Consider the following 15,211-nt stretch of genomic DNA (forward strand, 5'->3'; position numbering starts at 1 on the left):
ACCTTATGCAATAGACAACAAAACACGTGATTTTTCAAGTGCTAACTGTCTTTTTTGTTATTTTTTTTATATTTATTTAACATTTCCTCATGGAATTGCTTTATTTGCTTTATGGTTTGTGTTTTAGTCCCATTATTATCGACAATGATATCTGCTTTTTTATTACGTTCATGTGCGGTTAATTGTTGAGCCATGATGCGTTTTATATTTTCTATGTCTACATCATCTCTTTGGCTGGCTCGGGATAGTTGTTTCTCTGCGCTGGTATTGACGACAATGGTTAAATCGCACAGCGCATCGAGTTTGTTTTCAAATAATAAAGGTACAGCAAGGATACAATATGGAGTTTGTGCTTGTGCTAATTGCCGTAATATCTCTGAACGGATCAAAGGGTGTAACAAGTTATTGAGCCATTTGGTTTCGTTGTGGTCGGCAAAAACAAGGGTGCGTAATTTAGCTCGGTCGAGTGACCCGGTGGCTGTGATAACATCTTGACCATATTTTTCTTTTATACTTTGTAAAGCTGAACTACCAGGTGCCACAACGTCGCGGGCAATAATATCAGCATCGATAATATCTATACCGAATGCATGTAAAGTGTCAGAAACTAAGCTTTTTCCTGAACCAATCCCACCCGTAAGTCCGACTACAGGTACTTGTTCAGTATGTTTCATTTTTATATCCGCCATGGTTAGACCAACCATTGAACATACAAAGCTAAAATGTCATCACCATACAAAATGGTAAGCCAACCTGCGATCCCTAAAAAAGGGCCAAAAGGAAAAGCAGAGGTCGGGACAGAGGTATCTGTTTGTTTAGCGTTTTTGAATAGAGGTAAAAGTAACCCAATAATCACCCCAACAACAGAAGACAACAAAATCACAATTAATAAATGTTGCCAGCCAACAAACGCACCAATGGCGGCCAGTAATTTAAAATCACCATACCCCATGCCTTCTTTACCCGTGAGCAATTTAAAGCCCCAATAGACAGACCATAAAAAGCCATAACCTAAAATTGCCCCGATAATGGCATCGCTAGGAGAGACAAACAGATGTTGCGTACTGGCTGCCAGACCTAGCCAAAGCATCGGTAAGGTAAGCTGGTCAGGGAGTAACATTTTATCAATATCGATTGCAATCATGGCGATGAGTAGAAAACTAACAAGTAGTATGATCGCCGTACTATAGGACAGCCCAAAGTGGACTGCGACCCAAACGCCGATAAGCGCAGTAAGTCCTTCAATAATAGGATACCGGTAAGCAATCTTTCCTGTACATTGGCTGCACTTTCCACCTTGGCGCAAAAAGCTAAAAATAGGGATGTTTTCGGTTGCACGTATTTTATGTTGGCAATGCGGACATGTTGAATGAGGTAGGGCTAAATTAAATGGTTGGTTTAACGGAACATTACCAGGGATTTTGCCAGTGAAAACGATCTGATAGTAAGTCGTAAATTCGGTGATCCAATCTCGTTCTATAATGATAGGTAAGCGATAGATAACAACATTTAGAAAACTTCCAACTAATAAGCTAAACAGTCCAACACAGGTGTAGAAAAGAAAGGGATAGAGTGTCAATAATTCAAGCATGGGAACAGGTGAACCAGGATAAAATAATCATATATTTATACCACGTTACCCATTTGAAATATAGGCAAATACATGGCGACAATTAACCCGCCAATGACCACCCCTAATACCGCCATAATCATTGGTTCTAATAGACTGGTGAGGCCATCAACAAGATCATCCACTTGGGCTTCATAAATTGTGGCGACTTTGGATAACATTGCGTCGACGGAACCAGACTCTTCTCCGATGGCTATCATTTGAATGACCATATCGGGAAAGACACCTGTAGAGCGCATTGCACTGAACATTTGGATACCGCCTGCAACCTCTTGACGCATAAACATAATTGCATTGCGATATACCGCATTGCCTGATGCACCTGCTGCCGACTCTAAAGCTGTAATCAAAGGGACCCCGGCCGCAAATGTTGTTGCTAAAGTGCGTGTAAAACGGGCAATGGCTGCCTTTTGAAAAATGTCGCCGACGACCGGAAGTTTAAGTAATTTAGCATCCACGGCGTCACGAAATTTTTGTGATTTTTTATGAGTTTTAGCCATAAACCAGCCCAAAACAGCTATGCCGGCTCCGATCAAAACACCATAAGTTTGGATAAATCCAGATAGGTTTAACACCATTTGGGTAAACACTGGTAACTCAGCCCCAAAGCTACTAAAGATCTCTTCAAATTGGGGGACGACAAAGATTAGGAGTATCGTTGTTACGATAAAAGCGACCACTAGCACTGCAATTGGGTAAAACATCGCTTTTTTAATTTTTGATTTCAACGCTTCGGCTTTTTCTTTGTACAGCGCAATCCGTTCAAAAATGGTTTCTAGGGCACCAGATTGTTCGCCAGTACTCACTAAATCACAATATAAATCATCAAAAATATCGGGATGTTTACGTAACGCTGCTGAGAGAGGGTTACCGGCTTTCACTTCATTGGCTATATCACTTAAGACATTTCGACCTTGCTGTTTATTGTGTCCTTGAGCCAGCATATCTATGGTTTGAATTAAGCTGACGCCAGCACCAAGCATCGTCGCTATTTGTCGAGTTATGACACAAACATCTGCCGCATCTAGTTTTTCTTTTTGCCGACTGAACAAAGAAGTGGTTTTCTTTTTGACTTTTTGGGCCGAAATACCACGTCGACGCAAGAGGTTTTTGACTTCATTAATTGAGACGGCCGACATTTCACCTTTAACACTATTTCCTTTGCGGTCAGCACCGTTCCATTCGAAAGTATGTAATGCAGTATTTGGCATAATCTTTACCCCAGAGCAGTCAGCATGAAAATGCTATGATATATGTGAGAAGATTGGTTGCGTTTGTCTTGCTTGATAGAGATAAAAAAAGCCCAGATAAACTGGGCTATTTCTCGTCTAACCTATGTTTAGCACAATGTAGCAGGGGCACAAGCTGCAGCCCAAGTCACTTTACCACCAGCCAATGTTGGGGTGAGAGTAAAGGTACCAGTACCGCTGATATCACTATCAGTCGCTTTCGTTGTAGTAATGACACCGTTTGCGGTAGTGAGTCCTACGACACCTGCGGCTGCTGTAATATCTGCAGGTATCCCTGCTGCACCACCATCACAACTGGCTAACGCGTTATTCACCTGAGCGCAAACTTCTACAGCCGATTTCGCTGCCGCAGAGGCATTAGTGACTTCAGTAAATTTCGCTTTTTGGGTATAGTTTTGATAGGCAGGTAATGCAATGGCTGCCAAAATTCCGATGATTGCGACCACAATCATCAATTCAATAAGAGTAAAACCTTTTGTGTTACGAGCAGTTGTAAAAGTATTCATAATATTTCTCCGCGAATTAACGCATTAACAATAAAAGCAACGTCCGTATCAAATGTGTTGTAGTCATTACTTGATGCTAAGTATATGGAGAAAACCGAATGAGTGAAGTATGTAGGAATATACCTATGTCTAACGCTCATAAACAAAAGACATAGGTGCTTGATTTTACTTAATTATTCTTAGTGATAAATCAATAGCGTGAATATTTTTTGTGATTGCACCGGTAGAAATAAAATCGACTCCGGTGGTTTTCAATTCTGTAATCCTAGTATCAGTAATATTCCCTGATACTTCTAGTTTAGCTCGCTGGCCGGTAAATTCTACTGCCTGTAGGACCTGTTTAGTCGTAAAATTATCGAGCATAATGATATCGGCACCGGCAGATACCGCCGATGCTAATTCAGCCATATTTTCTACTTCTACTTCAACTAACTTATCTGGGACGATACGTTTTGCTGTGCTAATGGCCGCAGCAATACCACCGCAGGCCATGATATGATTCTCTTTAATTAAGAACGCATCAGCCAGTCCTATACGATGATTTGTACCACCGCCACATTGTACTGCATACTTTTGGGCATACCGCATGTTAGGTAGGGTTTTGCGAGTATCTAGCAAGCGAGTGCTTGAACCTGCTAGCAATTGGACATATTTGCAGGTTTCCGTCGCAGTCGCACTCATAGTTTGTAAAAAGTTTAACGCTACTCGCTCTGCCGTTAGTATCGCTTGGGCATTGCCCGTTACGGTAAATAAAACAGTGTTTGCGGCAACCTGCTCACCGTCTTGCACAAACCACTCCAACACAAGATTGGGATCACAGGCTAAAAATGCTTCATTGACCCATGCTGCACCGCTAATAGTGGCGGCATCACGACAAACAACCTGAGCACTATCCACTTTGTCGGCAGGAATCAGTTGAGCCGTTAAATCGCGTTGGATAAGTTCTGCAATCGGCTTTTCAGCTGAGACTAAACCCAGATCTTCAAGTAATGCAGCACGTACATTTTCTTGCACCATTGCTAGGGTAATTAAAGTATCGCTAGGTAAATGTTGGCGGTGAATGTGTTGTAGAGTTGTCATTTGGACTTCCGCAAAAGAAAACACCTTGGTTAAAGGTATTAACAAATAATTGGTTAATGTTAGCTATAATAACAAAACTTTGGTTTCTTATTCGATAAGAAAATTTTAACATAGACTAATAAATTACTGACTATTCTGTTTAATATGCCATTTTATCCAGCAGCACAGCAACGTCCTTCGCCATATTTTAATGAGCGCCCAGCTGGTGAAACTGTGAGTTTACTGGTCATTCATAATATTTCCTTGCCGCCAGGGTATTTTGGCGGGGATTATATTAGCCAATTATTTCAAGGCACATTAATGCTTTCTGCGCATCCTGCTTTTGCCGCTTTAGAGGGACTCAAAGTATCGGCACATGCATGTATCAAAAGAAATGGCGATATCATCCAATACGTAGATTTTAACCAACGTGCATGGCATGCTGGAGTGTCCGTTTGGCAAGGCCGGTCGAATTGCAACGATTTTAGTATCGGTGTTGAGTTAGAGGGAACGGACTCGTTGAGCTATACCCATCAGCAATATGCTGCACTCAAACAATTAACCTTATTTTTACAAAGTCAGTTTCCTGAAATATCATTAGGCCGTATTGTCGGACACAGTGATATTGCATTTGGCCGTAAGACAGACCCCGGTACCGCATTTGATTGGTCTCGGTTTCGACAAAGTATTCACACTTATAAGGATGATCCAACGTGGTTTTAATATATGTATTGCTAGCCTTAACAGCCGAACGCTTAATTGATAAACCTGGGTATTGTCATACGGATTTTTACTACGGTCGTTATATGGGTTGGATACAGACTAAAAAGTGGTTAGGTTCAGAAACTCAGACATGGCAACTGTTGTTGATTTGTCTTATACCCGCATTCATTTTGTGGTTGTTCTTGTCTTCTGTGCAGATTGGCTTGGTCCATTTTGGCGTAACGCTGTTTGTTTTGTTTGTTAGTATTGGTTGTGCTGAGTTACGGGCGAGTTTCAAATGCTACCTTTCTGCGGCCGAACGTCACGATTTACAAGCTTGTGACATGTATACCCGAGAATTGGGTTTACCATCATATGATGCAAGGACGTTTGGACAACACCTTATCTGGTTGAATTATCAAAGATACGCTGCGCCAGTTATTATTTTTGTTGTACTGGGTTTACCCGGGGTTGTTGCCTATTCGATGTTGCGGATTGTTAATCATTATGCCCAAGAGAATAACTTCGGATACCAGCATGTACTGAGCAAAATTATCTTAATCGTTGATTGGCTCCCCATTCGTATTACAGCTTTTGGTTTCCTAATTGTTGGGCATTTCTCTAGAGCTTTACCAGTTTGGTTAGGTTTATTATTCGATAAGCACACCAAAGCTAAAGATGTATTAGCCCAAGTTGCGATTGCGGCTGAAGATGTCCCCGTGGCTCAAGAAGAGCCGGCCCAAGAAGCCATTACTTTGGTGCGTTTAGCAAAACGAAACATTATGTTTTTACTCGCATTAATCGCGGTCTTCACTTTAACGGGTTTCCTTCGTTAAATCCTATAATTCGCACCTTGTCTGCCGATATCCTAGTCATAATGAATATAAGTTAAATGTATATTCAGCCTGCGTTTTGTCTGTTTTTTATACTAAAATTAACTTCTGTCACTGCTGAAGCTTTACATTTTGGTACAATGGTATTACCATTATTCGAATTAAGTTAAAATTATTAACATTTGCAAAGAGAATTAACTCCTATGCCTGGCATAAAACAACAAAAACTATCGGATGTCATTACAGAGCGTTTAGAGGCTCTGATCTTGGATGGTTCTTTTGTTGCTGGTCAAAAACTACCTGCAGAACGCATGTTAGCAGAGCAGTTTAATGTTTCGAGACCTTCGTTGCGCGAAGCTATACAAAACCTACAAGCTAAAGGTTTAGTCGAACGCAAGCAAGGCGGTGGGACTTTCGTTAACGCAAAGTTAAATTCAAATATGACCGACCCCTTACTAGAATTAGTTGCAAACCGGCCTGAAACACAATTCGATTTGTTAGAATTTAGGCATGCACTTGAGGGTATGGCGGCTTATTACGCGGCTTTACGTGGTCAGCCTGAAGACTATCAAAATTTACAAAGAGCATGGTTAGCATTAGATGCTTTGCCACTTTCCAGTACTAAAGCACAAGAAGCTGAGTTACTTGGGGATTTTTACCTCATGATGGCAAAAGCTTCACACAACATGGTGTTACAGCATGTGATGCGGAGTATGAAAACCATGTTGACAGACAATATTCAGCGGAACTTAGAAATGCTAAAAGTGATGCCTGACGCTGTTACAGAAATTAAGCAACATAGAAACACCATTGTCCAAGCGATTATTGGACAAGACCCTGAGAATGCAAGGGAAGCAAGTAATACATTACTGGCTTTCATTGAAGAAACTTTACTTAAAATCAATCAACGTGATACCCGTGTCCAACGAGTGATGCGTCGACTTGATGTTTAAGTACCAAACAAAATAACAGGACAAAGGAAGCAATATGACTGACGTGAACTATTCAGACATCGATCCTCAAGAAACTCAAGAATGGCTTGAATCTTTAGAAGCCGTTTTAGAAGAGGAAGGTGTTGAGCGTGCACATTACCTATTAGAGTCTTTAATCGAAAAAGCTCGACGCAATGGTGCGCACTTACCTTACGATGCAACGACAGCGTATCTAAATACGATCCCACCAGGCCAAGAACCAACAATGCCTGGTGACCAAACGATTGAAACAAAAATCCGTAACGCGATTCGTTGGAACGCGATGATGATGGTATTACGTGGCTCTAAGAAAGATTTAGAGTTGGGTGGTCATATTTCTTCATTTGCTTCTTCTGCTATGTTGTACGATGTTGGTTTTAACCATTTTTTCCGTGCCGCCAACGACAAAGACGGTGGTGACTACTTATTCGTCCAAGGTCACGTTTCTCCAGGCATCTATTCTCGTGCATTTATTGAAGGTCGTCTTTCTGCAGGCCAGTTGGACAACTTCCGACAAGAAGTAGGCGGTGAAGGTCTATCTTCTTATCCTCACCCTAAGTTAATGCCTGACTTCTGGCAATTCCCAACAGTATCGATGGGCTTAGGCCCGATGCAAGCTATTTACTTAGCTCGCTATTTGAAATACCTAACGAACCGAGGCTTGAAAGATTGTTCTGAGCAACGTGTATGGTGTTTCATGGGTGATGGTGAAGTTGATGAGCCAGAATCACTAGGTGCTATTGGTTTGGCCGCTCGTGAAGGTTTAGATAACTTAACATTCGTGATCAACTGTAACTTACAACGCCTAGATGGTCCGGTCCGTGGTAACGGCAAAATTATCCAGGAGCTAGAAGGTACATTCCGTGGAGCTGGCTGGGAAGTCTTTAAAGTCATTTGGGGACGTTATTGGGATCCACTGATTGCGCGTGACACAACTGGAAAATTACTTGATTTGATGAACGAAACTGTTGACGGTGAGTACCAAAACTGTAAAGCGAATGGTGGTAAATACACCCGTGAAAACTTCTTCGGTAAATATCCAGAAGTTGAACAGATGGTTGCTAATATGTCCGACGATGACATCTGGCGCTTAAACCGCGGTGGTCATGACCCAGTTAAAGTTTATGCTGCATACAAAAAAGCAACAGAAACTAAAGGTCGTCCACAAGTCATCTTAGCCAAAACGGTGAAAGGTTATGGCATGGGTGAAGCGGGTGAAGGTAAAAACATCGCTCACAACGTGAAGAAAATGGATATCGAGGAAGTTAAACACTATCGTGACCGTTTCAATATCCCAGTCTCAGATGATGAAATTGGTGATTTACCGTATTACAAGTTCGAAGAAGATAGCCCTGAAATGAAGTATTTACGTGAAAAACGTGAAGCTTTACATGGTTATATGCCGGCGCGCTTGGCGAAGTCAACTCATGATCTGCCTGCTCCACCATTAAAATCGTTTGAAGCCATTACTAAAGGCTCTAACGGTCGAGAAATTTCTACCACAATGGCATTTGTTCGTGTTTTAACCGTTATGTTAAAAGATAAGCAAATGGGTAAAAATGTGGTGCCAATCATACCAGATGAGGCACGTACTTTTGGGATGGAAGGTTTGTTCCGCCAAGTGGGTATTTATTCTAACTCTGGTCAGAAATATGTCCCTCAGGATAAAGACCAAGTTGCTTACTATCGCGAAGACAAAAAAGGTCAGGTACTCCAAGAAGGTATCAATGAGTTAGGCGCAATGTCATCTTTCGTGGCAGCAGGTACCTCATACTCTACTAACGATTTACCAATGCTTCCTGTGTATATCTATTACTCAATGTTCGGTTTCCAACGTATTGGTGATATGGCATGGGCAGCTGGTGATAGTCAATGTCGTGGTTTCCTTGTGGGTGGTACTGCTGGTAGAACAACATTGAATGGTGAAGGTTTACAACACCAAGATGGACACTCGCACATCCAGGCCGGCTTGATTCCAAACTGTGTCTCATATGACCCAACTTACGGTTATGAAGTCGCAGTGATTACGCAAGACGGTTGTCGTCGCATGTTAGAAGAACAAGAAAATGTCTTCTATTACTTGACGGTGATGAATGAAAACTATGTTCAGCCGGAAATGCCGAAAGGTTGTGAAGAGGGCATTATCAAAGGTATTTATCTATTAGATACCGTCGGTAAATCCAAGCGTCAGGTGAACCTACTTGGTTCAGGTACGATTCTTGAGCAAGTAAGAGCCGCTGCAACGTTATTAGCCGACAAGTTTGATGTCGCATCCAATGTATATTCTGCGACTTCATTCAATGAATTAGGCCGTGATGCGATTGACTGCGATCGTTACAACATGTTGCATCCAGAAGGTGAGCAACGCACTCCTTATATCACTCAAGTGTTAAGTGAAAGCCATGGTGGGCCGACAATCGCTGCTACTGATTATATCAAAGCATACGCGGAACAAGTTCGCGCAGCTGTACCTGGTGCATATAGAGTCTTAGGTACAGATGGTTACGGTCGTTCTGATAGCCGCGAAAACTTGCGTCGTCACTTCGAAGTAGATGCGAATTACGTTGCGTTTGCCGCATTATACGAGTTAGCTAAAGCGGGAGATTTCCCGAAGAAAGATTTAGCAAAAGCCATTGAAACTCTCGGCATCGATGCTGACAAAATCAACCCACTTTACGCATAAGGAAACACGATGTCTGATATTAAAGAAATCTTGGTCCCGGATTTAGGTGAAGATTCGGTTGAAGTCATTGAAATCTGCGTCGCAGTTGGTGACAACATTGATGCAGAAGATGCGATTGTGACTGTTGAAAGTGATAAAGCATCTATGGATATCCCAGCACCTTTCGGTGGTGCTGTGGCAGAAATTTGTGTGGCCGTTGGTGATAAAATTTCTGAAGGTACTTTACTCGCTAAATTATCTGCAGCAGCCGCAGAAACAGCAACAGAAGCACCAGCTCCAGTATCTGCAACACCTGAAGCGACTCCTGTAGCCGCAGTACCAGTGGTTGAATCTGCTGCAGCGGCTGGTAGTGAAACTATCCAAATTACTGTGCCTGATATTGGCGGTGATACGGACGTTGACGTCATCGAAGTATTAGTAGCTGTAGGTGATACGATTGCAGAAGAAGACGGTCTGATTACCTTGGAAACAGATAAAGCAACCATGGATGTTCCAGCACCTCAAAGCGGTGTTGTAAAAGCGATTCATACTAATGTCGGTGATAAAGTGTCCGAAGGTAGTTTAGTCATAGACCTTGAAGTTGCTGGCAGTACGTCGGTAGCCGCGCCAGTTGTCGAAGCTGCACCTGCAGCAACGCCTGCGGCAGCTGCTCCAGTTGCCAATGAAACTGTGCAGGTAAAAGTACCAGATATTGGTGGTGATACAGATGTTGATGTCATTGAGGTGTTAGTCGCAGTAGGTGACACAATCGCTGAAGAAGATGGCTTGATTACATTAGAGACCGATAAAGCCACGATGGATGTGCCTGCACCACAAGGCGGAGTCGTTAAAGCTATTCATGCTAATGTCGGAGATAAAGTTTCTGAGGGTAGTTTAGTTATTGATTTGGCAGTGGCTGGCAGTGCGCCAGTAGCAGCCCCAGCGGAGGTTGCTCCGGCAACACCAGCTCCAGTAACAACAGCCCCAGCACCAGCTCCAGCAGCGAAAGCGCCACCCGTTCCACATCATCCTTCTGCGGGTGACAAGAACTCCTCAGGCAAAGTATATGCATCGCCTTCTATTCGACGTTTAGCACGTGAGTTCGGTGTTGAGCTTGGTTTAGTTAAAGGGACAGGAAATAAAGGACGTATTCTGAAAGAAGATGTTCAGTCTTTTGTGAAATATGAATTATCACGTCCGAAGATGACTGCAGCATCCGCTACTACAGCCGGTGAAGGTGGTTTACAAGTATTAGCTGCACCCAAAGTTGATTTTAGCAAGTTTGGTGAAATAGAAGAAAAGCCATTAACGCGAATTCAAAAAATCTCAGGACCAAACTTACATCGGAACTGGGTCACAATTCCACATGTTACTCAGTTTGAAGAAGCTGATATCACTGATATGGAAGCGTTCCGTAAAGAACAGAACGTAGTGGCTGAGAAACGTAAGTTAGGTTTCAAGATCACGCCTTTGGTCTTTATGATGAAAGCGGTAGCAGATGCGCTTCAAGCATATCCAACATTTAACGCTTCGCTGTCTGCAGATGGTGAAAACTTAATTCTGAAAAAGTATTTCCATATCGGTATTGCTGTAGACACTCCAAATGGTCTCGTTGTGCCAGTTGTGCGTGACGTAGATAAAAAAGGTTTCCATGAATTGTCGAAAGAATTGATGGAAATCAGTGTTAAAGCCCGAGACGGCAAGTTAAAAGCTGCAGACATGCAAGGTTCATGTTTCACGATTTCATCTTTGGGTGGGATTGGTGGTACTGCATTTACCCCTATTGTTAATGCGCCAGATGTTGCCATACTAGGTGTATCTAAGAGTGAGATAAAACCAAAGTGGAATGGTAAAGACTTTGAACCAAGGTTAATGTTGCCATTATCATTATCATACGACCATCGTGTGATTGATGGGGCTTTAGCTGCACGTTTTGCTGTACATATTAAGAATGTACTTGGCGATTTACGCCAGATTCTTTTATAAGTCACTAAAACTTACTAAAGAATGCGATTTCGACCCAAAATCTTAATTGTGAGAATTTTGGGTCGATATATTAAATATATTGAAATTTAACGGATTATTTGACTTATCTACTTTATTCACAATAACACGAGTGGGTAAAATATCACCGTTACTCTACAACTAAGACATTTGAGGTCAAAATGAGCGAAATAAAGACGCAACTAGTAGTACTAGGCGCAGGTCCAGGTGGTTATTCAGCAGCTTTCCGTGCGGCTGATTTAGGTATTGATACAGTACTTGTTGATGCAAGAGCTACTTTAGGTGGTGTTTGTTTAAACGTGGGTTGTATTCCATCTAAAGCACTGTTGCATGTAGCAAAAGTTATTGAAGAAGCAAAACATTTATCTGCAAACGGTGTTTCGTTTGGTGAGCCTCAAATTGATTTAGATAAAGTTCGTGCGTGGAAAGACAGTGTTGTTAGCCAATTGACTAAAGGCCTAGGCGGCATGTCAAAAATGCGTAAGGTGCAACATGTACAAGGTTACGGCAAATTCACAGGCTCAAATACGCTTGTTGTTGAAGGCGATGCCGGAACGACTACGATTAACTTTGACAATGCAATTATTGCTGCAGGTTCAGAGCCGGTCAGTTTACCATTCATTCCAGAAGACGATCGTGTGATTGATTCTACTGGTGCCTTAGAGATGAAAGACATCCCTCAGAAAATGCTTATCCTAGGCGGTGGTATCATCGGCCTGGAAATGGGCACAGTATACAATGCGCTAGGCTCGCAAATTGACGTAGTTGAATTCTTAGACCAGTTAATTCCAGCTGCGGATAAAGACATCATTAAAGTCTACATGAAAACTATCAAAAACAAGTTCAACACTATGTTAGAAACGAAAGTAACAGGTGTAGAAGCAAAAGAAGATGGTTTATATGTTACATTTGAGGGGAAAAAAGCCCCTGCAGAACCTGTACGTTATGACAAAGTATTAGTGGCAGTTGGCCGTCGTCCAAACGGTTCACTAGTAGCAGCAGAAGCAGCAGGCGTTAATGTTGATGAGCGTGGTTTCATTGCGGTTGATAAGCAAATGAAAACTAACGTTCCACATATCTTTGCTATTGGTGATTTAGTGGGTCAACCTATGCTTGCGCATAAAGCGGTTCATGAAGGTCATGTAGCAGCAGAAGTGATCGCAGGTAAGAAGCACTTCTTTGATCCTCGTTGTATTCCTTCAGTGGCGTATACTGAGCCAGAAGTTGCTTGGGTTGGTTTAACTGAAAAAGAAGCTAAAGCAGAAGGCATCAACTATGAAGTTGCTTCTTTCCCTTGGGCTGCATCAGGTCGAGCCATCGCATCAGCAGCAACAGACGGTTTGACGAAAATGATTTTTGAAAAAGACTCTGGTCGTGTTATCGGTGGTGCAATCATCGGTACCAATGCAGGTGAAATGTTAGGTGAGATCGGCTTAGCGATTGAGATGGGTGCTGATGCCGAAGATTTAGCATTAACTATTCACGCTCACCCAACACTGAATGAATCAATTGGTCTTGCTGCAGAAGTATTCGAAGGTAGCATTACTGATATGCCTAATCCAAAGGCTGTCAAAAAGAAGTAAGTCACTAACTTCTTGATGAGCTAAACAAAGCCAGTGTGTATCTCTCATACTGGCTTTTTTATTGGCTTCAATTGGTTTATCGTATCCGTCCGGTAAACCCCGTCTAGCAACACCATAATCTGTGTTTGATAATCCAGCCTCTGCATATATATGGAGCTTTGATATGGTAAAACGTCGTCCCAGAAAATCTATCGAACAATGGAAAGCCATTATTGCCGATCAACAAGCTAGTGGTCTATCGCGGCTTGAGTATTGCCTCAAGCATGACATTCATAATTGCTAAAAACTCAAAACCCGCCGGAGCGGGTTTTGTTTCAATTATCTTTTTTTGAAACAGATGTTTTGGGATCTATTTCGTTAAAGTTAAGATTAAATCGCACATAGAGTGTACTCAATAAGCCATCTGTCAATTCACTTAATCGCACATCGGTAATACTTTTACTCTTGATCGAACCCACGGACAAAACTGATGCAACACCAACATTTGTAATAGTTAATATCACGTCATCATTGTAGTAATAAGCAATAAAAAAAGCATCGTCACCCATACTAAGTGTTTTCATGTTTCTAGGAGGTTTGTCGAAAACGGTTAATTCATTTTCACTTGCAAATTCTTTAACTGCCTTTTCGATATCCTCAAGTTGAGATGTCCCAATATCTGCTCGGTGATAAGACATATATTCCTGACTACTTCCGCCACAAGCGGTGAGCAAACAAAGTAACAACAAAAGCGGATAAAATTTCATGTTAGTCCTCAGAAACCATATTTTCTAACTACTTGAGATACTCCGGGCCTAAAGAGAACCTGACCAGCAGTATTGTTGAAGCCCGGTGCCCAGCCACTTCCTGTACCAGTGACCTCATAAAACAAGTTACCATCTTCGAAATAGACTCTATGTGTTACATCTCCGGGATGGAAATTGTGTCCATCAAGAACGACATTTACGGACATTCGTTGATCAGGGAACTCAATATGAATTATAGGTTGGTTCCCTAATGGTCTAGGAATACCATCAATCAAGTTCTTAGGTCCAGACCCCAAGTCTCCATCATGAAATGGAACGTCATTGTTATTAACATCTTCAAAAATACTATCCGCCAATTGAGCATTACAAGCTGCCTGACTTTCACTACAAATTCGCCCTTTTATGGAGTACTCATGATAGTCACCATCTGTACTGGATGTTTGTCTTATCCGACTATTAACGAACCTATTTCTCTTTCTTGCATTTGACGCCTCAGCATTAAACAACTGGGCTATTGCTGCTGTAGAAGCGCCATTACCAAACTTTCCACCAGATATCTTTGAAGCAGTACCGCCAATCACTGCCGCAATGGTTGTTCTGCCAATAACTGCTCCAGTACTTACATCATTGTAATTGAATCCAGCATTAGACATAGCAAACTTGCTGAAGCCAGCAGAGAAAAATCCATGACCGAATTTGCCACCAGATAAGACAGAAATGACTCCTCCCGTAAACGCATGTGTACCAATATGGCCAATTCCCCCAGCTTCAAAAAACCCTCCAGCTCCCTCTGTGAACGCCCCACCTATATGATGAAATGCTGCGCCACTGAACGCTCCTATTAATGCACCTTTAAGACTACCAGTAGCCACCCCACCTGTTCCGAATCCAAATAGGGCCGCATGCCAACCCGATGCTAAGGTCCATTCCCAGACTCCCGGTATGGCAAGCAGTGCTATACCTAGTAGCGGCGCAAAATCACCCAACGCTTTGTTTAACTTCTTAAATAGAGATTTAAAGAAGTAACCAGACGGATCAGTATAGCTCATTGGGTTGTTCAGAACATATGAGTAACGATTATAGTTCTGGCTGTTATTGGGCGCTTGAACAAACGGATCAGCCTGCATGAACCTACCCAAGCTCGCATCATATATCCGCCCGCCCATATGCACAATACCCACATCATTTAGACTATGGTGCCCAGTATAGTCTTGATGCGACGGTGCATGGTAAATTGCTTGTGCAAACAGCGAGTGAGTGGATAA

13 protein-coding genes are annotated in these 15,211 nt (G+C 42.2%); 6 read left to right on the forward strand and 7 right to left on the reverse strand.

Annotated features, from left to right (window positions below):
- Positions 1–41: 41 nt before the first annotated feature.
- From coaE to nadC, 5 genes are all read right to left on the reverse strand, one after another.
- Positions 42–674, reverse strand: a complete 633-nt coding sequence (gene coaE, locus NLF92_RS03370; protein WP_254098878.1) for a dephospho-CoA kinase — start codon at positions 672–674, stop codon at positions 42–44.
- 17 nt (positions 675–691) lie between these two features.
- The gene (locus NLF92_RS03375; protein WP_254098880.1) at positions 692–1,591 is read right to left on the reverse strand and encodes a prepilin peptidase; all 900 of its coding nucleotides are present in this window, start codon (positions 1,589–1,591) and stop codon (positions 692–694) included.
- Between the two features lie 35 nt (positions 1,592–1,626).
- Positions 1,627–2,841 carry a type II secretion system F family protein gene (locus NLF92_RS03380; RefSeq protein ID WP_254098882.1) on the reverse strand — a complete coding sequence of 405 codons (1,215 nt, stop codon included), beginning with the start codon at positions 2,839–2,841 and terminating at the stop codon, positions 1,627–1,629.
- Positions 2,842–2,969: 128 nt separating this feature from the next.
- Positions 2,970–3,386, reverse strand: a complete 417-nt coding sequence (locus tag NLF92_RS03385) for a pilin (RefSeq protein WP_254098884.1) — start codon at positions 3,384–3,386, stop codon at positions 2,970–2,972.
- 165 nt (positions 3,387–3,551) lie between these two features.
- The gene (gene nadC, locus NLF92_RS03390; protein ID WP_254098906.1) at positions 3,552–4,403 is read right to left on the reverse strand and encodes a carboxylating nicotinate-nucleotide diphosphorylase; all 852 of its coding nucleotides are present in this window, start codon (positions 4,401–4,403) and stop codon (positions 3,552–3,554) included.
- 207 nt (positions 4,404–4,610) lie between these two features.
- Here nadC and ampD point away from each other — a divergent pair, with 207 nt between their 5' ends.
- The 6 genes from ampD (at position 4,611) to lpdA (ending at position 13,200) form a co-directional block, all read left to right on the forward strand.
- Complete coding sequence (gene ampD / locus NLF92_RS03395) at positions 4,611–5,168, forward strand: 1,6-anhydro-N-acetylmuramyl-L-alanine amidase AmpD (protein ID WP_254098886.1); 558 nt, start codon at positions 4,611–4,613, stop codon at positions 5,166–5,168.
- A complete protein-coding gene (gene ampE / locus NLF92_RS03400; protein ID WP_254098888.1) occupies positions 5,159–5,983 on the forward strand; it encodes a regulatory signaling modulator protein AmpE in 825 nt (274 codons plus the stop codon). Before ampD ends, ampE begins: the two co-directional genes overlap by 10 nt.
- 200 nt (positions 5,984–6,183) lie before the next feature.
- Positions 6,184–6,933: a GntR family transcriptional regulator gene (locus NLF92_RS03405; RefSeq protein WP_254098890.1), complete on the forward strand. Its 750-nt coding sequence runs from the start codon at positions 6,184–6,186 to the stop codon at positions 6,931–6,933.
- A gap of 34 nt (positions 6,934–6,967) precedes the next feature.
- Positions 6,968–9,634, forward strand: a complete 2,667-nt coding sequence (gene aceE, locus NLF92_RS03410; protein WP_254098892.1) for a pyruvate dehydrogenase (acetyl-transferring), homodimeric type — start codon at positions 6,968–6,970, stop codon at positions 9,632–9,634.
- Between the two features lie 9 nt (positions 9,635–9,643).
- On the forward strand, positions 9,644–11,599 hold the full coding sequence (gene aceF / locus NLF92_RS03415; RefSeq protein WP_254098894.1) for a pyruvate dehydrogenase complex dihydrolipoyllysine-residue acetyltransferase: 1,956 nt from the start codon (positions 9,644–9,646) through the stop codon (positions 11,597–11,599).
- 179 nt (positions 11,600–11,778) lie between these two features.
- Positions 11,779–13,200 carry a dihydrolipoyl dehydrogenase gene (lpdA, locus tag NLF92_RS03420; RefSeq protein ID WP_254098896.1) on the forward strand — a complete coding sequence of 474 codons (1,422 nt, stop codon included), beginning with the start codon at positions 11,779–11,781 and terminating at the stop codon, positions 13,198–13,200.
- A gap of 314 nt (positions 13,201–13,514) precedes the next feature.
- Here lpdA and NLF92_RS03425 read toward each other — a convergent pair whose 3' ends face one another.
- Complete coding sequence (locus NLF92_RS03425; RefSeq protein WP_254098898.1) at positions 13,515–13,946, reverse strand: hypothetical protein; 432 nt, start codon at positions 13,944–13,946, stop codon at positions 13,515–13,517.
- 8 nt (positions 13,947–13,954) lie between these two features.
- Positions 13,955–15,211, reverse strand: a 1,257-nt coding sequence (locus NLF92_RS03430; protein WP_349293213.1) for an RHS repeat-associated core domain-containing protein, incomplete at its 5' end; no start/stop codon positions are given.

It is taken from the genome of Opacimonas viscosa, assembly GCF_024199005.1.
Taxonomy (GTDB): domain Bacteria; phylum Pseudomonadota; class Gammaproteobacteria; order Enterobacterales; family Alteromonadaceae; genus Opacimonas; species Opacimonas viscosa.

Bases quoted from the DNA above. Each gene is read 5' to 3' on its own strand.
- NLF92_RS03385 (WP_254098884.1), bottom strand. From the start codon at position 3,386: ATGAATACTTTTACAACTGCTCGTAACACAAAAGGTTTTACTCTTATT.
- NLF92_RS03380 (WP_254098882.1), bottom strand. From the start codon at position 2,841: ATGCCAAATACTGCATTACATACTTTCGAATGGAACGGTGCTGACCGC.
- nadC (WP_254098906.1), bottom strand. From the start codon at position 4,403: ATGGTGCAAGAAAATGTACGTGCTGCATTACTTGAAGATCTGGGTTTA.
- coaE (WP_254098878.1), bottom strand. From the start codon at position 674: ATGAAACATACTGAACAAGTACCTGTAGTCGGACTTACGGGTGGGATT.
- ampD (WP_254098886.1), top strand. From the start codon at position 4,611: ATGCCATTTTATCCAGCAGCACAGCAACGTCCTTCGCCATATTTTAAT.
- aceF (WP_254098894.1), top strand. From the start codon at position 9,644: ATGTCTGATATTAAAGAAATCTTGGTCCCGGATTTAGGTGAAGATTCG.
- aceE (WP_254098892.1), top strand. From the start codon at position 6,968: ATGACTGACGTGAACTATTCAGACATCGATCCTCAAGAAACTCAAGAA.
- NLF92_RS03375 (WP_254098880.1), bottom strand. From the start codon at position 1,591: ATGCTTGAATTATTGACACTCTATCCCTTTCTTTTCTACACCTGTGTT.
- NLF92_RS03425 (WP_254098898.1), bottom strand. From the start codon at position 13,946: ATGAAATTTTATCCGCTTTTGTTGTTACTTTGTTTGCTCACCGCTTGT.
- lpdA (WP_254098896.1), top strand. From the start codon at position 11,779: ATGAGCGAAATAAAGACGCAACTAGTAGTACTAGGCGCAGGTCCAGGT.
- NLF92_RS03405 (WP_254098890.1), top strand. From the start codon at position 6,184: ATGCCTGGCATAAAACAACAAAAACTATCGGATGTCATTACAGAGCGT.